The 20,225-nt window shown below is 61.2% G+C and carries 22 protein-coding genes and 1 tRNA gene; 19 read left to right on the top strand and 4 right to left on the bottom strand.

What is annotated here, in order from left to right; translation table 11 throughout:
• The first annotated feature begins 7 nt into the window (after nucleotides 1-7).
• Together IE127_RS10400 and IE127_RS10395 are read left to right on the top strand one after the other, a co-directional pair.
• A complete protein-coding gene (locus IE127_RS10400; RefSeq protein ID WP_189425606.1) occupies nucleotides 8-2,269 on the top strand; it encodes a GAF domain-containing sensor histidine kinase in 2,262 nt (753 codons plus the stop codon).
• Nucleotides 2,266-2,904, top strand: a complete 639-nt coding sequence (locus IE127_RS10395; protein WP_189425605.1) for a response regulator transcription factor — start codon at nucleotides 2,266-2,268, stop codon at nucleotides 2,902-2,904. Before IE127_RS10400 ends, IE127_RS10395 begins: the two co-directional genes overlap by 4 nt.
• A gap of 119 nt (nucleotides 2,905-3,023) precedes the next feature.
• On the opposite strand, the gene IE127_RS10390 is transcribed toward IE127_RS10395, so the two are convergent.
• Nucleotides 3,024-3,113: transfer RNA gene (locus IE127_RS10390), tRNA-Ser, on the bottom strand.
• Nucleotides 3,114-3,207: 94 nt separating this feature from the next.
• On the opposite strand from IE127_RS10390, the gene IE127_RS10385 reads away from it, so the two are divergent.
• From IE127_RS10385 to IE127_RS10305, 17 genes are all read left to right on the top strand, one after another.
• On the top strand, nucleotides 3,208-3,639 hold the full coding sequence (locus tag IE127_RS10385; RefSeq protein WP_189425604.1) for a gamma-glutamylcyclotransferase family protein: 432 nt from the start codon (nucleotides 3,208-3,210) through the stop codon (nucleotides 3,637-3,639).
• 99 nt (nucleotides 3,640-3,738) lie between these two features.
• Entirely contained in the window at nucleotides 3,739-4,530 is a 792-nt protein-coding gene (locus tag IE127_RS10380) for an MBL fold metallo-hydrolase (RefSeq protein WP_244640098.1), read from the top strand.
• A gap of 221 nt (nucleotides 4,531-4,751) precedes the next feature.
• Nucleotides 4,752-5,405, top strand: a complete 654-nt coding sequence (locus tag IE127_RS10375) for a 50S ribosomal protein L21 (RefSeq protein WP_189425603.1) — start codon at nucleotides 4,752-4,754, stop codon at nucleotides 5,403-5,405.
• A gap of 11 nt (nucleotides 5,406-5,416) precedes the next feature.
• The gene (gene rpmA / locus IE127_RS10370; RefSeq protein WP_189425602.1) at nucleotides 5,417-5,683 is read left to right on the top strand and encodes a 50S ribosomal protein L27; all 267 of its coding nucleotides are present in this window, start codon (nucleotides 5,417-5,419) and stop codon (nucleotides 5,681-5,683) included.
• A gap of 120 nt (nucleotides 5,684-5,803) precedes the next feature.
• On the top strand, nucleotides 5,804-6,328 hold the full coding sequence (locus IE127_RS10365; RefSeq protein WP_189425601.1) for a GNAT family N-acetyltransferase: 525 nt from the start codon (nucleotides 5,804-5,806) through the stop codon (nucleotides 6,326-6,328).
• A complete protein-coding gene (locus IE127_RS10360) occupies nucleotides 6,325-6,858 on the top strand; it encodes a GNAT family N-acetyltransferase (RefSeq protein ID WP_189425600.1) in 534 nt (177 codons plus the stop codon). The genes IE127_RS10365 and IE127_RS10360 overlap by 4 nt, the downstream gene beginning before the upstream one ends.
• Nucleotides 6,855-7,892: a GTPase ObgE gene (gene obgE, locus IE127_RS10355; RefSeq protein WP_189425599.1), complete on the top strand. Its 1,038-nt coding sequence runs from the start codon at nucleotides 6,855-6,857 to the stop codon at nucleotides 7,890-7,892. The genes IE127_RS10360 and obgE overlap by 4 nt, the downstream gene beginning before the upstream one ends.
• Nucleotides 7,889-9,025 carry a glutamate 5-kinase gene (gene proB, locus IE127_RS10350; RefSeq protein ID WP_189425598.1) on the top strand — a complete coding sequence of 379 codons (1,137 nt, stop codon included), beginning with the start codon at nucleotides 7,889-7,891 and terminating at the stop codon, nucleotides 9,023-9,025. Before obgE ends, proB begins: the two co-directional genes overlap by 4 nt.
• A complete protein-coding gene (locus IE127_RS10345; RefSeq protein WP_189425597.1) occupies nucleotides 9,022-10,302 on the top strand; it encodes a glutamate-5-semialdehyde dehydrogenase in 1,281 nt (426 codons plus the stop codon). The genes proB and IE127_RS10345 overlap by 4 nt, the downstream gene beginning before the upstream one ends.
• 23 nt (nucleotides 10,303-10,325) lie before the next feature.
• On the top strand, nucleotides 10,326-10,925 hold the full coding sequence (locus IE127_RS10340; protein ID WP_308430304.1) for a nicotinate-nucleotide adenylyltransferase: 600 nt from the start codon (nucleotides 10,326-10,328) through the stop codon (nucleotides 10,923-10,925).
• Between the two features lie 245 nt (nucleotides 10,926-11,170).
• The gene (gene rsfS / locus IE127_RS10335) at nucleotides 11,171-11,497 is read left to right on the top strand and encodes a ribosome silencing factor (RefSeq protein WP_211198862.1); all 327 of its coding nucleotides are present in this window, start codon (nucleotides 11,171-11,173) and stop codon (nucleotides 11,495-11,497) included.
• Nucleotides 11,498-11,537: 40 nt separating this feature from the next.
• Nucleotides 11,538-12,017, top strand: coding sequence for a 23S rRNA (pseudouridine(1915)-N(3))-methyltransferase RlmH (gene rlmH, locus IE127_RS10330; protein ID WP_189425595.1), 480 nt, complete (start codon nucleotides 11,538-11,540; stop codon nucleotides 12,015-12,017).
• Nucleotides 12,018-12,118: 101 nt separating this feature from the next.
• Nucleotides 12,119-13,495, top strand: a complete 1,377-nt coding sequence (locus IE127_RS10325) for a murein hydrolase activator EnvC family protein (RefSeq protein WP_189425594.1) — start codon at nucleotides 12,119-12,121, stop codon at nucleotides 13,493-13,495.
• Nucleotides 13,496-13,512: 17 nt separating this feature from the next.
• Complete coding sequence (locus IE127_RS10320; RefSeq protein ID WP_189425593.1) at nucleotides 13,513-14,862, top strand: S41 family peptidase; 1,350 nt, start codon at nucleotides 13,513-13,515, stop codon at nucleotides 14,860-14,862.
• A 72-nt stretch (nucleotides 14,863-14,934) separates the two neighbouring features.
• Entirely contained in the window at nucleotides 14,935-16,089 is a 1,155-nt protein-coding gene (locus tag IE127_RS10315; protein WP_189425592.1) for a divergent polysaccharide deacetylase family protein, read from the top strand.
• On the top strand, nucleotides 16,086-16,628 hold the full coding sequence (locus tag IE127_RS10310; RefSeq protein ID WP_189425591.1) for an RNA pyrophosphohydrolase: 543 nt from the start codon (nucleotides 16,086-16,088) through the stop codon (nucleotides 16,626-16,628). The genes IE127_RS10315 and IE127_RS10310 overlap by 4 nt, the downstream gene beginning before the upstream one ends.
• Entirely contained in the window at nucleotides 16,625-17,338 is a 714-nt protein-coding gene (locus IE127_RS10305) for an aspartate/glutamate racemase family protein (RefSeq protein WP_189425590.1), read from the top strand. The genes IE127_RS10310 and IE127_RS10305 overlap by 4 nt, the downstream gene beginning before the upstream one ends.
• A 30-nt stretch (nucleotides 17,339-17,368) precedes the next feature.
• Here IE127_RS10305 and IE127_RS10300 read toward each other — a convergent pair whose 3' ends face one another.
• The 3 genes from IE127_RS10300 to IE127_RS10290 form a co-directional block, all read right to left on the bottom strand.
• A complete protein-coding gene (locus IE127_RS10300; protein WP_189425589.1) occupies nucleotides 17,369-17,794 on the bottom strand; it encodes a F0F1 ATP synthase subunit epsilon in 426 nt (141 codons plus the stop codon).
• Nucleotides 17,795-17,877: 83 nt separating this feature from the next.
• Complete coding sequence (atpD, locus tag IE127_RS10295; protein WP_189425588.1) at nucleotides 17,878-19,314, bottom strand: F0F1 ATP synthase subunit beta; 1,437 nt, start codon at nucleotides 19,312-19,314, stop codon at nucleotides 17,878-17,880.
• Nucleotides 19,315-19,335: 21 nt separating this feature from the next.
• On the bottom strand, nucleotides 19,336-20,220 hold the full coding sequence (locus IE127_RS10290) for a F0F1 ATP synthase subunit gamma (RefSeq protein WP_189425587.1): 885 nt from the start codon (nucleotides 20,218-20,220) through the stop codon (nucleotides 19,336-19,338).
• Between the last annotated feature and the right edge of the window lie 5 nt (nucleotides 20,221-20,225).

Below are 20,225 nucleotides of genomic sequence, written 5' to 3'. Positions count from 1 at the left end.
TGACGAGTTGGGATTAGGTAGCGCCGATGAAAACTCGGTCCAAGTGGGGCCGACATCAGTCCGCCCGCTTTACCGGGATGATGAAGACGGCGCTCATGCACTCAGACTGCGTCGGTTGCGCAGCACCGAAGTGCCTGCCGAAACCCGCAGCCAACTCATAAAGCGGCTGCACCGGGCCGTGCGGGTGACCAATGCCGGCTGGGCAGCACTGCTGCTCAAACACGGTCAAGACATTGATCTTCTAACCAGCGAAGCCATTCCGGCCCCGATCCACCGTTCCTTGTCGGAACTGAGGCTTGCCACTGGAGCATCCCGGCCCTTGCCCAGACATTTGGTGCAGCGCGCCGCCAGCCAGGGATACGCCATCGAATTGGGCGTCATTCAAAACTCCGGTGGCCTACAGGGGCAGGTTATCCTGGGATTTTCACATGCCCGTCGAGGCAAGCAGGACTTCCGCGATCAAGTGGAGTTGGTCGCCGATGATCTCGCCGGCTTGCTCAAATCGACTGCCCTAACGCGCCAGCTCACTCATATCCGCAGCCATCTCTCCCTAGTGCACCGGCTCGGCCAGCAAGTCACTTCGATGGACGAGCGCGCCGCTCTACTGGCCGAAATTACGCGCCTCGTCTCCGATGCGCTGGGCTACGAACACATCCAACTGTTGTTGACCGAAGAGGAATCGCGACGGGTAGAACTGGTCCATGCATCCGGCCCATTTGCCGAAACGTTGATGGCCAGTGGGTTCAGCGAAACGGTGGGTCGCGGCATTATCGGCAGGGTGGCCGAAACCGGACGCATGTGGATTTGCCAGGACGTCACGCGGGACCACCATTTTGTTTCCAATGCCATCCTGCCGCATACCGCCTCGGAACTGGCGCTGCCATTGCGTCTCGGCCAGCGTGTAATCGGTGTGCTCGATATCCAGAGCGACCGGTCCAATGCCTTTCGGGATGATGATGTCTTTCTTCTACAGACCATTGCCGATCAGATCGCGCCCGTCATCGAGCAGCATCGCCTGCTTGCAGCAGAACGACGTCAGCGCCGGTTGGCCGACACACTGGCTGACGTGTCCCGAATTATCTCTTCGCGTCTCGAAGCCAACCACGTGCTGGAAGCCGTAATCCGGGAGTTGGGCCGTGTCGTTCCCTACAACGGCTGTCGTGTCACTCTTCTCGGTGAAGACGGACGCATGCGGGTAGTCGCAGCGAAGGGTTATCCTGACAATGCCAAAGTCAAGCATCACAGCTTTCTGGCGCGCGAGGCACCGCTAAGTGCGCCGGTTATGCAGTTGCAACGCACTCTGATTATCGATGATGTCCGCAAGGAGCGGGAATGGGTCTGGCAGCCTGGCACTGAGCAGATCGTCGCCTGGTGCAGTGCGCCACTCGTACACGGTACAGAATGCATTGGCTGGTTGTGCCTCGATTGGCCGGAAGCTGGCTTCTTCACCGCCGAACACGGTCGAATTGTACGCGCCTTTGCCGATCAGGCCGTCATCGCCATAGAAAACGCCCGCTTATTCGAGCGCGCTCGCGAGCTCAGCGATATTCTCGAGTATAAGGTGAATGATCGCACGCGACTATTGCGTGAGGCCAACGACGAGATCGCTCGAAAAGCCGATGAACTTCAGGCTCTCTGGCGTCGCGTGGTCGATGTACAGGAGCGCGAGCGTCAACGCATCGCCTATGATCTGCACGATAGCGTGGCCCAGTCAATTCTGGCTTCCACTTATCAATTGCAGGGCATAAGGCGGCGCATCGGTGACAACCCGGATCTCGACCGGCGGCTCATCGAGTGCCAAGCAATGCTCGACGCCACCCTAGGCGAGATGAAGCAGATCATCTACGCGTTGCGGCCCAACGTGCTTGACGAACTGGGGCTGGTCGCAGCGCTCGAGAACTATGTTGGTGCGTTGCCGTCGACCGATGGTCTCGTCACCCAGCTAACCATAGAGGGTACACCGGCCCCCCTCAAACCCGAGGTGGAATTGGCAGTTTTCCGCATCGTGCAAGAGACCTGTCAGAACTGCCTGCGCCACGCCGCTGCGCGTAATCTCAGTCTGAAACTGTCTTATTCAGACCCCAACATTGAAATCGTCATCGCCGATAATGGTATTGGCTTTGTCGTGGATGAAGCCCGGTTGGGCCTCGGTCTTGTCGGCATCCGCGAGCGCATGCACCTGGTCGGCGGACAACTCTACATAGATTCCGCTCCTGAGGCGGGCACTCGCATCCAGTTCTTCATTCCTCGCTCCAACTGCTCACCATGACAATAAAAGTCTTGATTGTCGATGATCACCAGATCTTCCGCCGTGGCGTCCGCAGCTTGCTTGAGGATGAAAGCGACATGGAGGTCGTGGCCGAGGCTGGCACGGCAAATGAGGCTATCGACCTGGTCGACCGCTACCGCCCTAGTGTCGTTACAGTGGACATCAGGCTCGGCAACATGGATGGCATCCAACTCGTTCGCATCCTCAAGGGCCGGCAAGAGGCACCGCGTTGCATGGTTCTCTCTACCTACGAGGATCGCCAACATCTTGTGGGCGCGTTGGAGGCCGGGGCAGACGCCTACCTGCTAAAGTCCAACTCGTATGAGACCCTGCCGGACACTGTGCGCCGGGTCCATGAAGGCGAGAGCATGCTCTCGCAAGAATTGATTTCTCTGATGATGGATGAATACCGCAAGGTCGCGGCCCAGCAGATTCATCGCGACAGTGGCCTTACCGCGCAAGATGTTAAAGTCTTGCGATTATTGGCCAAGGGTAGTCGCTCTCTCGACATCGCCAACGACCTCGCAATGACCGAGATTACGGTCAAGCGCAAGGTTCAGGAAATCATCCAGAAGCTCAACGCATCCAACCGTGTTCAAGCGGTGGCGGAAGCGATCAGACGCGGTGTGATCTGACCTGGATTTTGAACACACCAAGCTGCGAGCACCGACAAGGGAAAATGCACACTGCGGTGCACCCGGTCTCTTCGAGGGGGCCGAAACCTAAACTGCCTTAATGGGATATCAGTAGAAAATGGCGGAGAGGGAGGGATTCGAACCCCCGATAGAGTTGCCCCTATGCCGCATTTCGAGTGCGGTGCATTCAACCGCTCTGCCACCTCTCCGCGAGGTCGAACGAACTGCTCAGTCAGTCGGCGGTCGACAAGGTCGGGCTTATGGCATAGCACGCGCGGCACCGCAACACCTTCGGAACGGCGAATGTACAAACTCGGCCAGAGCCTTTTTGTCTACGGTACGCTGCGCGATGAAGACGTGCGCCATGCGGTGCTGCGGGGGCACCAGCCGATGGCAATTGTGGATGCGACGATCGTTGATCATGTGACCGTTTATTTCCCGATGCGGGCGTATCCGGCACTTGTCCGGAAAACCGGAGCGCATGCGCCAGGTGTCATTCTGTTCGGCCTGAGGGCGCAAGACATGCTGGCGCTCGATGACTTCGAAGGTGAGGAATACCGTCGCACGCGCGTCACGGTCGAGACGGCCATAGCCAGTCAGCATGTCTGGGTTTATCGTCCAAGGCGCTGGATCGCGCCGGCTGCGCCGCGCTGGTCCATCGAGCACTGGCGCAGGCACCACAAGCAAACTGAGTTGAAGCGCGAACAGGCGCTTGTGGCGCGGCTGCGGCGATAGCGGCATCACGAAGCCGTGTGCTGCGGAGCCGCGCGCGGCCTGGTGCGTACTGGTCAAGGGTTGGTGAATCCTCCAGCCCCATCACCAGGGAGACGACCAATGGTCAATCGCAGAACCGTCATCGCAGGGCTTGGCGCCCTGCCCGTCATGTCACTCGCAGCAGGCGCGATGGCGCCGGTACAGGCTCAGTCGGAGGCGCAGATGCTTGAAGGCGATGCTATCCAGACATCGGAAGGCGAACTCGTCATCCACCCGATCCAGCACGCCAGCATGATTTTGGGCTGGGGCGGCCACGTCATCTATGTCGATCCGGTTGGTGGAGCCGAGGCGTATGAGGGGCTGCCGGCACCCACGGGCATCCTGATTACCCATGAGCACGGCGACCATTACGACGTGCCGACGCTCGAAGCGATTGCCGGAGAGGCGCCGCTGATCGTCAATCCAGCAGTTTACGACATGCTGCCGGAGGGCCTTAAAGCCAATGCGACAGCACTTGCCAATGGGGAAAGCGGCACCCTCAGTGGCATAGAGATTAATGCCATTCCAGCCTACAACACGACGCCCGACCGCCAGCAATATCACCCCGAGGGGCGCGATAACGGCTATATCCTGACACTGGCCGACAAGCGCATCTATATCGCCGGCGATACCGAGGTGACGGATGCAATGCGCGCGCTTGAGAACATTGCCGTCGCCTTTATTCCGATGAACCTGCCCTATACAATGGCACCCGAGCAGGCTGCAGAAGGCATCGACGCCTTCGAGCCGGAGATCGTTTATCCATATCACTATCGCGGCAGCGACGTGGAAGCGCTGCCCGGCATGCTTGAGGGGCCGAGCGAGGTCCGCTTTGGCGGCTGGTATCCGGAAGGCGAAGAGACGGAAGAGTAAGGCAGCACCTGGCGCATCGGTCTTGACTCCGAGCCCTTTTGCACCGATAAGCCGCCACTGAAACGCGTGCCGGTCCTGCCGGCGCGCGGTTTTGGTTTGAAACCGCTGCTTGAGGCTGCCGATCGGGTTCTGCTCGATCTCAACCGAAGTCCGCAGGAAGGGCACTGCCTGCGGCGCCACAGAGCGCGATAAACGGGACCGGGCATAGCCCGGCGCAACGAATGGCATTTGCAGTTATCAAGACTGGCGGCAAGCAGTACAAGGTTGCCGCCAACGACGTACTCAAGGTCGAAAAGATCGACGCCGAACCAGGCTCGATCGTCACCTTTGATCAGGTTCTGATGGTCGATGACACCATCGGTGCACCGCTGGTCGAGGGCGCGAGCGTCGCGGCCGAACTGATCGAGACCCGCAAGTCGAAGACCGTCATTATCTTCAAGAAGAAGCGTCGTCACAATTACCGTCGTCGCAACGGCCACCGCCAGTTGCTGTCGACCGTGCGCATCACTGAAATCCTCACGGACGGCAAGAAGCCCTCTGCCAAATCGGCCGCAAAGCCGGAAGCCAAGGCTGCAGCGCCTGCAACAAGCAAGGCCGATGCGCCAGCCGCTTCCAGCACGGAAGCTTCGAGCGCAGGCGCAAGCTTCAAGGACGACGTGAAGCTGATTGGTGGTGTCGGCCCGGCTCTCGAGAAGAAGCTGGCTGCCAACGGCGTCACCAGCCTCACCCAGATCGCCGACTGGACCGCAGACGATGTTGCAAAGTTTGATGATCTCTTGAATTTCAAGGGCCGTATTGAACGCGACGACTGGATCGGTCAGGCAAAGGATCTCATCGCCGGCAAGCCCCCGCGCGCCAAGGCGGACAAGGAATAAGGAGCGTATAGATGGCACACAAGAAAGCAGGCGGTTCATCCCGCAACGGTCGCGATACAGCTGGTCGTCGTCTCGGCGTCAAGAAGTTCGGTGGCGAGAGTGTTGTTGCAGGCAATATCCTCGTGCGCCAGCGCGGCACCAAGTGGCACCCGGGCACCGGCGTCGGCCTTGGTAAGGATCACACCATATTCGCGCTCGTCGATGGCAATGTGTCCTTCCGCACCCGCGCCAATTCCAAGGTCTACGTTTCCGTAGAGCCGGCACAGGCCGCAGAATAACCGGCGCGCCATAGCCTGCCGGAGACCACTCCCCGGCGGCGCGAGCCAACAGAACAAGAGGGGAGCCGGTTTCCGGCTCCCCTTTATTGTTGTCAGCGCCCGGTGTGCTGCGAGGTCAAGATGATCAGCCTTCGAGAACGCCTGCCGTCGAAAATCGACCTCGCGCGACTTGTGCTGTCGCCGCCGACGCATGCCGATGTTGGCAGGCTATCGAGCCTCGTGAACAACTGGAACGTCGCCCGCTGGACCGCCAGCATTCCGCATCCCTATGCTGAGGCCGACATGATCGAGTACCTCGAGCAGGTCGTGCCGGCGCGAGAGAAGTCCTATGCGATCCGCGGCCAGGATGGTGAGGCGATGGGCGTTGTCAGCCTGATGTTCGATGGCGACAAGCTTCCGGAACTCGGGTACTGGCTCGCAGAACCTTATTGGGGTCAGGGATATACGTCTGAAGCTGTCGTCGCATTGCTCGCGGCGGTACGAGACGCTGATCCCTGTCAGGCCATCAATGCGCGCGTACTCGTCGAAAATCACGGCTCGACCCGCGTTCTCGAAAAGGCCGGCTTCAAGGTTGTGGAGCGCACGCTGAGCGTCATTGAGCGGCATCGCGACCAACCGCTTCTGATCCTGCGATGGACACCATGAGTGTACGCATTGAAACCGATCGCCTCGTTCTACGTCTGCCGCGGCTTGATGATGCCGAAGCGGTTTCGCATTATCTCGATGATTATGGCGTTGCGGGAAATCTGGCGCGTGTCCCCCTGCCCTATACGCTCTCGGATGCGCAAACCTGGCTGCACTCGCGCAATGTCAGCCTGCCGCCGGCAGAGACAAGCTTCATAATCGCCACCCCCGACGATGCCTGCATAGGCGTTGTCGGGTTTCACCAGGGGCGAGAAGGCATCGTGTTTGGCTATTGGCTCGGACGCCCGTTCTGGAACCGCGGGATGATGACGGAGGCAGGCGCCGCGGCGCTTGACTGGTTGTTCGAAAACTCACTTACAGAGCGGGTTCTGTCCGGCGTTTTCGCGTTCAACGCCGCTTCGCTCGCGGTGCAGCACAAGCTCGGCTTTACGGAGATCGGCCGCTCCAGCCAGGTCTGTCTTGCACGCGGCGGCGAGCTGGAGCATATCGACACGCAGCTGACGCGCAGCGTCTGGAAGGCAAGACGATGAAGTTTCTCGATCAGGCCAAGGTCTATATCCGCGCCGGAGACGGCGGCGCTGGCAGCATCTCGTTCAGGCGCGAGAAGTATATCGAGTTCGGTGGGCCGGATGGCGGCAATGGCGGACGTGGTGGCGATGTCGTGGCCGAATGCGTTGATGGGCTGAACACCCTGATCGACTATCGCTACCAGCAGCACTTCAAGGCCCAGAAGGGCGGCCACGGCATGGGCAAGGACCGCACCGGTGCCGACGGGCAGGATTCGGTGCTGCGTGTGCCTGTCGGCACACAGATATTCGAGGAAGACAACGAGACCCTGATTGCCGACTTCACCGAGGTGGGCCAGCGCGTAACGCTGCTGCATGGCGGCAATGGCGGCTTTGGCAACGCCTACTTCAAGTCTAGCGCCAACCAGGCGCCGCGACGCGCAAATCCCGGGCAGGAAGCCGCTGAGAAATGGGTCTGGCTGCGCCTCAAGCTCATAGCCGATGCCGGCCTCGTCGGGCAGCCAAATGCCGGCAAGTCGACTTTCCTCGCCGCAGTGTCAGCGGCGAAACCGAAGATTGCCGATTACCCGTTCACTACGCTTCACCCTAATCTCGGCGTGGTGCAGATCGGCGGGCGCGATTTCGTCCTCGCTGATATTCCCGGCCTCATCGAGGGGGCGAGCGAAGGCGTCGGCATCGGCGATCGCTTTCTCGGCCATGTCGAGCGCTGCGGCGTTCTGGTGCATCTCGTCGATGGCACGCAGGACAATGTCGCCCATGCCTATCGCACCGTGCGTGACGAGCTCGGATACTACAAGGAAACGCTGGCTGAAAAACCGGAGCTGGTGGTTCTCAACAAGGCCGACGCGATCCCCGAGGACGAGCTAGAGGGCAAACGGCAGGCCTTGCGCAAAGAGAGCGGCAGCGATGTCTTCACGATCTCCGGTGTCAGCGGCGCCGGGGTCGATGCGGTGCTCTATGCCGTGACTGGCATACTCGATTCCGAAAAGCGTGCAGCGGCCGAGATAGAACGCGCCGCCGAGACCTGGAAACCATGACGACGCTTGCTCCCTATCGGCGCATCACCGTCAAGATTGGATCGGCGCTGCTCGTCGACGGCGATACCGGGCGGTTGCGGACGGCATGGCTGACGGCGCTCGCCGAGGATCTCGCAGCGCTGAAAGCCGAGGGGCACGAACTGCTGATCGTCTCTTCAGGTGCCATCGCGCTTGGGCGCCGGCTATTGGGGTTGAGTGCGCTGACGCTTTCGCTCGAGCAGAACCAGGCGGCAGCGTCTGCCGGCCAGATCGCTCTCAGCCAGGCTTGGGCGGAAGCACTCAGCGCCCATGCGATCACCACCGGGCAAATTCTGCTGACGCCCAACATCACTGAAGAACGCCGGTATTATCTCAACGCCCGCACGACCATCTCGACGCTGCTGTCGCTGGGCGCCGTGCCGATCATCAACGAGAACGACTCCGTCGCCACCGAAGAAATCCGATATGGGGACAATGACCGGCTGTCGGCGCGCGTCGCAACGATGGTCGAGGCGGATCTTCTCATCCTGCTGTCAGATGTGGACGGGCTCTATACCGCCCCTCCGGCGAAAAATCCGGATGCCGCGCACATTCCGGAGGTGCCAACGATAACCCCGGCAATCGAGGCGATGGCGGGTGGTGCCGCCAGCCATCTTTCGCGTGGCGGCATGCAGACGAAGGTCGAGGCCGGGCGCATCGCGACCCAGGCAGGTACCGCGATGATTATCGCCAAGGGTACCGAGCCGCATGCCCTGCGGCACTTGTCTGACGGTGGACGGCACACGTTGTTCCATCCCGCGCAAAGCCGGGCCCAGGCGCGCAAACGCTGGATCATGGGCTCACTCGCAGTCTCGGGCAGCGTCAGCCTCGATCAAGGAGCGGTCAAGGCGCTGTTGACCGGCAAATCGCTATTGCCTGTGGGCGTCACCAAGGTGACGGGCGAATTCGAGCGGGGCGACGCCATCGCCATACTCGATCCGGACGGACGAGAAATCGCGCGCGGTCTCGTTGGGCTCGACAGCGATGCGGCACGCCAGGCGCGGGGGAAAAAGGGCGCGGTGGTCAAAGAGATGTTCGGCTTCGGCACCCGCGCCGAATTGGTTCACCGCGACAATCTGGTGCTTCTTGCCGAACACACGGAGGAGACGCAATGACAAAGCAAGTCTCACACGACGATCTTGCCGGCTTGATGGCCGGTCTCGGGCGCAACGCCCGAGCGGCATCGCATCAGCTGGCCATGGCGTCTGCCGAGGCCAAGCGCGAAGCGCTTATCGCCGCCGCCGATGCTGTTCGCGACGACGCCGATAAGATCATCGCCGCCAATGCCCTTGATATCGAGGCTGCAAAGGAAAAAGGCATCTCAAGCGCCTTTCTCGATCGCCTAAGCCTTACCCAGGGGCGGATCGATGGAATCGTAGAGGCCTTGCGCGTGATCGCTGATCTGCCGGATCCTGTCGGTGATGTAATCGCCGAATGGGACCGCCCGAACGGGCTTCACATCGAGCGCGTGCGCACGCCGCTCGGCGTTATTGGCGTGATCTACGAAAGCCGTCCGAACGTGACCGCCGATGCCGGCGCGCTGTGCCTCAAATCCGGCAACGCCGTAATCCTTCGCGGCGGATCAGACAGTGTTCACTCCTCCCGGGCGCTGGTCGAGTGCCTGTGGAAGGGGCTGGAGCAGGCGGGACTGCCAAAAAACGCGGTGCAGCTCGTTCCCACCACAGACAGGGCCGCAGTGGGCGAAATGCTCAAGGGCCTCGAGGGCAATATCGATGTGATCGTGCCGCGCGGCGGCAAGACATTGGTGGCCCGCGTGCAGGAAGAGGCGCGGGTGCCTGTGTTTGCGCATCTCGAGGGGCTCGTGCACGTCTATGTCGACAAATCTGCCGACCGCGACATGGCGGTCAGTCTTGTCCTCAATGCCAAGATGCGCCGGACCGGCATTTGCGGCGCGGCGGAAACGCTCCTTGTGCACCGCGATGTCGCCGAAAGCCACCTGCCGGGGATCATTGCGGCTTTACGGGAAAAAGGCTGCGAAATCCGCGGCGATGGCAACGTCATGCGCATCATCAACGATGTAACGCCCGCAACGGAAGAGGACTGGCGCACCGAATACGAAGACGCGATCATCTCGATCCGTATCGTCGATTCCATCCAGCAGGCGATCGACCACATCGAGCACTACTCTTCGCATCACACGGAAGCGATCATTGCCGAGGACCCGGTGGCGGTAGAGAGCTTTTTCAACCAGGTCGATTCCGCAATCCTGATGCACAACGCCTCGACCCAGTTTGCCGATGGTGGTGAATTCGGCTTTGGCGGTGAAATTGGCATCGCAACGGGGCGCATGCACGCGCGCGGCCCCGTCGGTGTCGAGCAGTTGACGAGCTTCAAGTACCGGGTACGCGGAACAGGACAGACGAGACCTTGACGGCGCCGATTCCTTCTTGCGCGGTGCCATTGCCGCTCTCAGCCCCGGGCATGCGTATCGGCCTGTTCGGCGGCAGCTTCAATCCGGCGCACGAGGGCCACAGGCTTGTGGCGGAACAGTCGCTGCAGCGGCTGCGCCTCGATGCGCTGTGGGTTCTGGTAACGCCCGGCAATCCGCTGAAGTCACATGATGATCTCAGACCGCTTGGCGAACGCATGGCCGCAACGAAAGCCATCATGGCTCATCCCGCTATCACCGTTACCGATATCGAAGCGCAGCTTGGTTTTCGGTACACCTATGAGACCGTCCGCTTTTTGCGCCGGCGGCTATTCGACCGTCGATTGGTATGGATCATGGGTGCCGACTCCATGCTGCACTTTCATCGCTGGGAGAACTGGCAGGAGATTGCCGAAGGCCTGCCGATGGCAATCTATGTGCGCCCCGGCGCATCGCGGCTCGCGCCGACATCGCGCGCCGCGCGGCGCTATGCGCATTATCGTGTCGCGCAGGAAGACGCATCGAGCCTTGCCGACCGGTCGCCCCCGGCTTGGGTCTACCTGACCGGCACGAGCTCAACGCAATCATCGACTGCCATTCGCAATCAGCGTCAGACGGCAACGTGAACACCGCCATCTTGCGCCTGACACACTTGCAACGCATATTACTTGCGTGTGTGAGTTTTTGCTTATCGGAACCGTGCCCTATGTCACTGCAGTTCCAGACCCGTCACACTTGCTGAAAGGATGCATTGATACCGCATGACCCATGCTGACCAAGCGTGGACAGAAGGCCGTCGCTGATGGCTACTCTGCCCAATAAGGCCTCGAACGAGGCAAGCACCGCGGCTGCCGCCGCTTCACAACGCCCGATGATCGACGTCGTGCTGGAAAGCCTCGATGATGCGAAAGCCGAGCAGACGGTCGCGATCGATATCGTCGGCAAGTCCTCGCTTTCCGACCACATGGTCGTCACCTCTGGCCGCTCGCACCGACATGTCGGTGCGGTCGCCGACCAGCTGACCAAGGCGCTCAAGGACAACGGATACGACAAGCCGCGCGTCGAAGGCCTACCGCATTGCGACTGGGTCCTGGTCGATGCCGGCGATGTCATCGTCCATATTTTCCGCCCGGAAGTGCGCGAGTTCTATAACATCGAGAAGATGTGGCAGGCCGAGTTCGGCGAGAACGCGCACTAATCGGTGGTGAGAGTTAGCTGATCTGCGGCGGGACCTGCGCATGCGTATTGCCATAGCGGCCATAGGGCGCATGAAGGCCGGCCCCGAACGTGACATGATCGCGCGCTATCTCAAACGCGCGATCGGCACCGGCAAGCCCTTGGGCCTGACCGGTTTCGACGTTCGGGAAAGTCCGGAATCGCGGGCCGATACCGTCGCTTTGCGCAAGGCCGAAGAAGCCAAGGCGCTCTCAGCGCAACTCGGTGACGGTCCGGTAGTCATCCTCGATGAACGCGGAAGCTCGATCGATTCCGAGGCGCTGGCAAGTCGCGTTGCCGGATGGCGAGACGATGGGGCGTCGGACCTGTCCTTCGTCATCGGTGGTGCAGACGGGCTCGACCAGGATTTTGTGGCGTCTGCAGCCCTTAGCCTGTCATTCTCCCGCCTCACCTGGCCGCACCAATTGGTGCGGATCATGCTCGCGGAACAGCTCTATCGCACCACAACCATCCTCGCCGGGCACCCCTACCACCGAAGCTGACGGTATGGTTAAGCAATGTTAACCTGACGCCAACGTCGGGTTTGCTAGTGTGTCGCGGTGATTCGGCAGGCGCGCGCGCCGCAGCACCACAAGGAACGCCAATGTCGGCTCGCCCCGGCTCGTCACGTTTGAAAGCCTGTCTCATCGGCCTTGCCCTTCTTGGCGCGGCCGGTGCCGTTCTTGCGCAGACTACGGATGACAACGCGTCGGCCCTCGAAACCGAGGCGCCGGCCGATCTAGCTGGTGAAAATCAACAGACCGGCGAGGATCCTCTGGTGGAATTGCCCCGCACGCTGGAAGAAGCCCGCGAGGCGCTTGAAGAGGTCGAGGCTTCGATTGCCGTGACCGATGAACGTGCCGGAGAACTGCGCACCGAAATCGATGAACTGGAGGGAGATCGGGGGCGCCAGAATGCTGCTCTGATTGCGGCCGCGCAACGCGTCGAACTGGCCGAGATCGAGATCGACGATGTCGAAGGGCGTCTTGATCAACTCATCATCGAGGAGCTCGACGTGCGCGGCCGGCTGGACGGCACCGATGCCGAGATTGCCAATGTGCTGGCAGCGCTGGCGCGTGTCTCGCGCAATCCACCCCCTGCCCTCATCGTCAACCCGACCGATGCTCTGGGTTCGGCACGCGGCGCCCTGCTGATGAGTGCCATTCTTCCGCAACTGCAGGGACGCGCCGAAACGGTCAGCGCCGACCTTGCCGAACTCATGCAGATCAAGGACCGCGCGCTCGCCGAGGAAGAGCTGTTGCGCGCCAATTTCTCGGTCCTCGAAGAAGAACAGCTGCGCATTGCGACACTGATCGCGGCGCGCCGCGAGGGCATGCAGGGCATGAGTGCGCAACTCGACGAGCAGGAGCGCGCCGCGCTTGCTCTCGTTGATCGTGCGGATGATCTCAAGGAACTGATCTCACAGCTTCAGGAGCGGGCCGAAGCGTTCGATGTTGCTCCAGGCAGCGATCAGGTCCCGCGACTCAGCGACGACACCATTCAAATGGCTCTGGCCGATACCGAACGTACGGAACCCGCGATACCCTTCGAGGCTGCGCGCGGGTGGCTGCGTCTGCCGGTCAGCGGAGAGCCCGTGCTGGACTATGGTGCCAATGACGGCCTGGGCGGGATATCGCGCGGGGTTGCCATCGCGAGTGCAGCCAATGCCGAGGTGGTTGCTCCAGCCGACGGTTGGGTGCTCTATAAGGGGGACTATCTCAATTATGGCCAGATTGTCATTCTGAATACTGGCAGGAACTACACGCTGCTGCTCGCGGGGATGGAGACGATTACAGTCGAATCCGGAGATTTCGTGCGTATGGGAGAGCCGCTTGGCACCATGGGATCACGCACAATTGGCCGCACTGCCACCACGGGGGCGGATGCCAACGATACGCCGAGCCTTTATATAGAACTGCGCCGCGACAGCGAGCCGATCGACCCCACCACGTGGTGGGCAGACGAAGCTGAAACGACTTGAGATTGGAAATCCACCTGATGCTCACCAAGACGATCAGAGCCGCCGCACTCTCGCTGGTGCTGCTGCTACCGACCCCGATGGCATTTGCCCAGGACACCCCGGCGGACGAGACCGCCATGGAAGGCGATGCCGAGCCGCGCGACCCGCTTGAAGTCTATTCCGATCTCAATCTGTTCGGTGAGATTTTCGACCGCATTCGGAGCGAATATGTAGACGTGCCGGACGAGCGCGAGCTTATCCGCGCCGCCATTCAGGGCATGCTGACATCGCTCGATCCGCATTCGGGCTATCTGCCCCCAGCGGACTATAGCGACATGCGCGAGGACACCTCTGGCACTTTTGGCGGCCTTGGCATCGAGGTGACCATGGAGGAAGGCATCGTTAAGGTCGTCTCCCCGATCGACGATACGCCCGCTGCCGAAGCCGGCATTCTCGCCAACGATCTTATCATCGAGATCGACGGCTCACCGATCCAGGGGCTGACACTTGACGACGCCGTCGAGCGCATGCGCGGCCCTGTCGGTACCGAGATTTCGCTAACCGTGATGCGCGAAGGCGTTGAAGAGCCGCTGATGTTCGAGCTTGAGCGCGATATCATCGCGCTGCAGGCAGTGCGCTGGTCGCTCGAAGACGATGTAGCGGTGCTGCGGCTTGCCCGGTTCTCGGAACAGGCCTTCATCGGCCTCGAGAACGCCATTGCGGATATCTACGAAGAACGCGACGGCGAAGCCCCGAGCGGCATTGTTCTCGATCTGCGCAACAATCCTGGAGGCCTCGTCGACCAGTCAGTGTTCGTCGCGGACGCGTTCCTCAAGGAAGGCGCAGTTGTTCTGACACGCGGCCGTCTGCCGAATGAAAGCTCGCGTTACGACGCCAAGCCCGACGCCCTCGATCAGCGCATTGCGGACGTTCCGCTTGTCGTTCTGATCAATGGCGGCTCGGCTTCTGCCGCAGAAATTGTGGCCGGCGCACTGCAGGACCACAAGCGCGCGACGCTTGTCGGCACCCGCTCTTTCGGCAAGGGCTCGGTGCAATCGATCATCTCGCTCGGCCAGGACGGTGCGATGCGCCTGACGACGGCACGCTACTACACGCCGAACAATCGCTCGATCCAGGCTGCCGGCATTCAGCCGGACATCGTCGTGACCCAGAACGTGCCGGAAGAGCTGCAGGGCCGCGACGAGATCCTCGGCGAAGCTGCGCTCGAAGGGCATATTGCCGGTGAGAATGAGAACGGTGAAGCCACTGTCGGCTCGTCTGTCTATGTGCCGCCGGAGAAGGAAGACGATACCCAGCTTCAATATGCAATCGGGCTGATCAAGGGCGAAGAGGTCAACCCGGCTTTCCCGCCGCAGCCGGAGCAGTAGGCTGCATGGCGTTGGAGCCCGTCGGGCGGTGACAGACACCGCCCGGCACATTGCCAATGGAACGGATACGAGATGGCAGAGGAGCTGAGCGCACCTCTTCGCGGGCGCAAGCAAAACAGGAAGGTCGGGCGTCGCCTGCCCGATCTGCCGCTAGCGCGCATTGGTCTCGCAGTCTTGCTGCTGCTCGTGGGTGTCATCATTGGACGCGTGCTGCTGGTGCAGGATCCGGAAGGCGGCAAGCCCATTGCCGAGGTGCCGATCCAGAGCAATACGCGCGGTAATTCGGTTGCCGAGGCAGTTGCTAGCCGCCCTGCCTCTACTGGTGACGGCAACACCACGATCGTCGCCGACCCTCAGAAATATCCTGCGGACGGACCCTCTTCTGCAAGGCCGGCCGATATTGTCGTCGCAAGCGGCGCGCCTGGACGCACAGCTACATCCATCCCCGACTTGCTGGAAGAAACCGAGCACGGCGCCATTCCGCGCATGAGTGCGACTGGCCAGACGCCATTCGAGGCCTATCGGCATGCGCCAGTGGGCGGGGCCGGTGCGTCTGTCGCGCTGGTTGTGGTGGGACTCGGAATCAACGAGGCGGGGACGCTCGATGTCATCTCGCAATTGCCGGATCCGGTAAGTCTTGCTTTCGCGCCCTATGGACGTTCGCTGCCGAGCATGGTGGAGAACGCAAGGCGAGACGGCCATGAAGTTCTGCTTGAAATTCCTCTTGAGCCGTTCGACTACCCGCAGAGCGATCCTGGACCGCAGACCCTAGTCACCGAACAGCCGCCGCGCGTCAATCTCGACCGTCTTTTCTGGCTGCTTGCCCGGTTCGAGGGCTATATCGGCGTGATCAACAATATGGGTGCGCGTTTCACCGCCTCGGCGGCGGATTTCTCACCGGTGATGGAAGAACTAGGCCTGCGCGGGCTGGGCTATCTTGACGATGGCACGTCGAACCGCTCGCTGGCCTCGCAGCTCGCCCAGTCGAGCACTGTGCCCTTTGCGAAGGCGAGCTCTGTGATCGATACCAATCCGAGCGCCGATGCGATTCGGGCCGAGCTTGAGCAGCTTGAAAGCGAGGCTCTGCGCAATGGATCCGCCATAGGTATCGTCACGGCGCTGCCAGTGTCGATCCGCACCGTTGCCGCATGGGCTAGGGAGCTTGAGAGCAAAGGCATCAGCCTTGTTCCCGCCTCGGCTCTCATGAATACGGAGACTACCGAGTGACCAAAAATTCTCTGCGGGAAAGCCTGCCCTACCGCGATTGTGTCGGCATCGCGCTGTTCAACGACATGGGCGAGGTCTTTCTTGGTCGTCGCATGCTAGGTGATGATCCGGAGCGTGCACCGGAAAAGGGCGAGCCCTGGCAGATGCCGCAAGGCGGCATAGATGAAGGTGAAACGCCTGAAGCCGCAGCACGCCGCGAGCTGTTCGAGGAAACCGGCATCAATTCGATAGAGCTGCTGGGGCAGGCGTCGGACTGGATCTACTACGACGTGCCTGACGACGTGCTGGGTATCGCCTTCAAGGGCCGATATCGCGGCCAACGGCAGCGCTGGTACGCGTTCGCCTTTACCGGCGACGACGCCGAGATCAACGTCACGGCCCCCGGTGGCGGCATGCACAAACCCGAGTTCGACGCCTGGATGTGGGCCGCGCTTACGAGCGCACCGGAAATGATCGTCGCGTTCAAGCGCCCGGCTTATGAACAGGTGGTCGAGGCTTTTGCCGACATGCCGCGGCGGGCGCGGGAGTTGCGGCCATGAGGCGGATCGGGCTGATTGGCGGCATGAGCTGGGAGTCGAGCGCGCATTACTACCAGCTGATCAACAGGCATGTGGCGCAACGCCTGGGCGGGCTGCATTCTGCTGACCTTGTGCTGCATTCTCTGGATTTTGCGCCTATCGAGGCACTGCAGCGAGGCGGAGACTGGAACACCGCAGGCGAACGGCTCGCAACGAGCGCCGAGGGCCTTACCGCAGCCGGCGCTACTGTAATCGGCCTCGCGACCAACACGATGCACATCGTTGCCGAGCAAATTGAGGAGCGTCTGCCCGACGACGCGCAGTTCATCCATATCGCCGACCCGACCGCCGCAGCCCTGAAATCTGACGGCTACACAACCGTGGGCCTGCTTGGCACACGCTTCACGATGCAGGAGCCGTTCTATCGAGAGCGGATGGAGGCGAGCGGTCTGGCAGTCCTCGTTCCCGAAGTCGACCAGACCAATTTGAACGGCATCATTTATGAGGAACTATGCCGGGGAATTATCCGTGAGGAGTCCCGTGCCGTTTATGCCCGCGCGATCGAGATGCTAGCGGCGCGCGGGGCGGAGGCGGTCATCCTCGGTTGTACGGAGATTGGTCTGCTTATCAGCGACGAAGACAGCGTCGTGCCGCTATTCGACACAACGGCGCTACACGCCGAGGCATTGGCCGAGGCTTCCATTAGGCACGGAAGCGACCTAAACCCCTAGGCAAGCGCGGCTTGGCCGCGCCTTTCGGGTCTAGATAAGGTGTGCGCCGTGAAGGTCGCCAGCCTCCTGACCGAGATTGACGAGACCATCGAGCACCTGCTGCGCATAGCTGCGGTCTTCATGCGACTCGGCGCGGTCCAGTTCTTCGCGGGCCTGCTTGATCTGATCTTCGAGCTCGCTGCGGCTGAACTGTTCGAGACTTGACGCTTCCTCGGCCAGAATGGTCAGCCCTTCGGTCGAGACATCCGCGAAGCCACCACGCACAAAATAGACTTCGGCATTGTTGCCGCCACGATTGACGGTGACGAAGCCGGCACGCAGCGTCGACATCAGCGGCGCGTGGTCTGCCATGACGGTGAAATAGCCGTTGGTGCCCGGCACCGTAACCGACTCGACCTGCTCGGACAGCACCAGATGTTCCGGCGACACGATCTCGATCTGAAGCTGCTCAGCCATGTCTCAATCAACCCTAGTAAATGCGGGAGCACACGTCCCCCGAGGATAAGGTGGCGCCCGATTAACGGGCGCCATCTGATGTCTTAGGCGGCTTCCGCCAGACGCTCGGCCTTCTTGACCGCGTCTTCGATGGTGCCGACCATCAGGAAGGCGGCTTCCGGCAGGTGGTCGTACTCGCCAGCCACGAGGCCCTTGAAGCCCTTGATGGTGTCTTCCAGTTCGACAAACACGCCCGGCAGATTGGTGAACACTTCGGCTACCGAGAACGGCTGGCTCATGAAGCGCTCGATCTTGCGGGCGCGGGCCACGGTGAGCTTGTCTTCTTCGGAAAGCTCGTCCATGCCCAGAATGGCGATGATGTCCTGCAGGGCCTTGTAGCGCTGCAGCACTTCCTGCACCGAACGAGCAACGTCGTAGTGCTCCTGACCGACAACCTGCGGATCGAGGATGCGTGAGGTGGAGTCGAGCGGATCAACAGCCGGGTAGATACCCTTTTCCGAGATCGCACGGTTGAGCGAAGTGGTCGCATCAAGGTGGGCGAAGGTCGAGGCCGGAGCCGGGTCGGTGAAGTCGTCAGCTGGCACGTACACGGCCTGGATCGAGGTGATCGAGCCCTTGTTCGTGGTGGTGATGCGCTCCTGCAAGGCGCCCATGTCGGTACCGAGCGTCGGCTGATAGCCCACAGCGGACGGGATACGACCGAGCAGCGCCGACACTTCCGAGCCCGCCTGGGTAAAGCGGAAGATGTTATCGACGAAGAACAGCACGTCCTGGCCCTGGTCACGGAAGTACTCGGCAACCGTCAGACCGCTCAGCGCAACGCGGGCACGGGCCCCCGGAGGCTCGTTCATCTGGCCATACACAAGGGCGCACTTCGAGCCTTCGGTGCTGCCACCATGCTCGCGCGGATCCTTGTTCACGCCGGATTCGATCATTTCGTGGTAAAGGTCATTACCCTCGCGGGTACGCTCGCCAACGCCCGCGAACACGGAGTAACCGCCGTGGGCCTTTGCGACGTTGTTGATCAGCTCCTGGATCAGCACGGTCTTGCCGACGCCGGCGCCGCCGAACAGGCCGATCTTACCACCACGCGCATAAGGCGCGATGAGATCGACGACCTTGATGCCGGTGACGAGAACTTCCGACTGCGGGCTCATGTCTACGAAGTTCGGTGCCGGCGCGTGGATCGGACGCCGTTCCTGGGTCGGGATCTCGCCGGCTTCGTCCACCGGCTCACCGATGACGTTCATAATACGGCCAAGCGTCGCGTCGCCGACCGGAACCGAAATCGACTGGCCAGAGTCGCGCACTTCGGCGCCACGCACGAGACCTTCAGTCGCGTCCATGGCGATGGTGCGCACGGTGTTTCCGCCCAGGTGCTGCGCAACCTCGAGGACGAGGCGCGTACCGTTATTGTCGGTTTCGAGCGCGTTCATGATCGCCGGGAGTTCGCCTTCGAACGTCACGTCGACGACGGCGCCCATCACCTGCGACACGCGGCCCACAGAAGTGTCTGCCATGTTGATGTCCTCGCTTGAGTTCTAGAGCGCCTCGGCGCCCGAAATGATTTCTATGAGTTCGGTCGTGATCTGAGCCTGCCGCTGGCGGTTGTAGCTCAGCTGAAGCTTGTTGATCAGGTCGCCCGCATTGCGTGTCGCGTTGTCCATGGCCGTCATCTGAGCGCCATAGAACGAAGCGTTGTTTTCGAGCAGTGCCCGGAAGATCTGCACCGAGATATTGCGCGGCAACAGGTCTTCGAGAATTGCTTCTTCGCTGGGCTCGTATTCGTAAACGAGCGAGTCAGCGCTGGCCTCGCCATCGTCCTCAGTCTCGATTCTGGCCGGGATCAGCTGCGTCGTCGATGGCACCTGGCTGATCGCGGATTCGAAGCGCGAATAGAACAGCGTCGCTACATCGAACTCACCCTGCCGGAACAGCTCGAGCACCTTGCCGCTGATATCGGCGGCGTTGGCGAATCCCAGCTGCTTGACTTCGCGCAGCGTGATGTACTCGATGATGTTCTTCGAGAAATTGCGCTTGAGCACGTCGTTGCCCTTGCGCCCGACAGTCAGCATCTTGACCGTCTTGCCTTCCCGGATCAGTCGGTTGGCGTGCTCGCGCGCAAGACGCACGATCGAGGAGTTGAAGCCACCAGCAAGACCGCGTTCGCCAGTGGCGACGATCAGCAGGTGCACATCATCCTTGCCTGTGCCGGCAAGCAGCGGAGGGGCGCCTTCGCGTCCCTCGTAGACCTTTGAAAGACCGGCCAGGACCTTGTCCATACGCTCAGCGTAGGGACGCGCGGCGGTCGCTGCCTCCTGCGCACGGCGCAGCTTGGCAGCGGCCACCATCTGCATGGCCTTGGTGATCTTTTGGGTCGATTTCACCGACCCGATGCGATTCTTTAAGTCCTTGAGCGAGGCCATGAGCC

Source organism: Devosia pacifica, assembly GCF_014652635.1.
In the GTDB taxonomy this organism is placed as follows: domain Bacteria; phylum Pseudomonadota; class Alphaproteobacteria; order Rhizobiales; family Devosiaceae; genus Devosia; species Devosia pacifica.
This window is presented reverse-complemented; position numbering and strand designations above follow the sequence as displayed.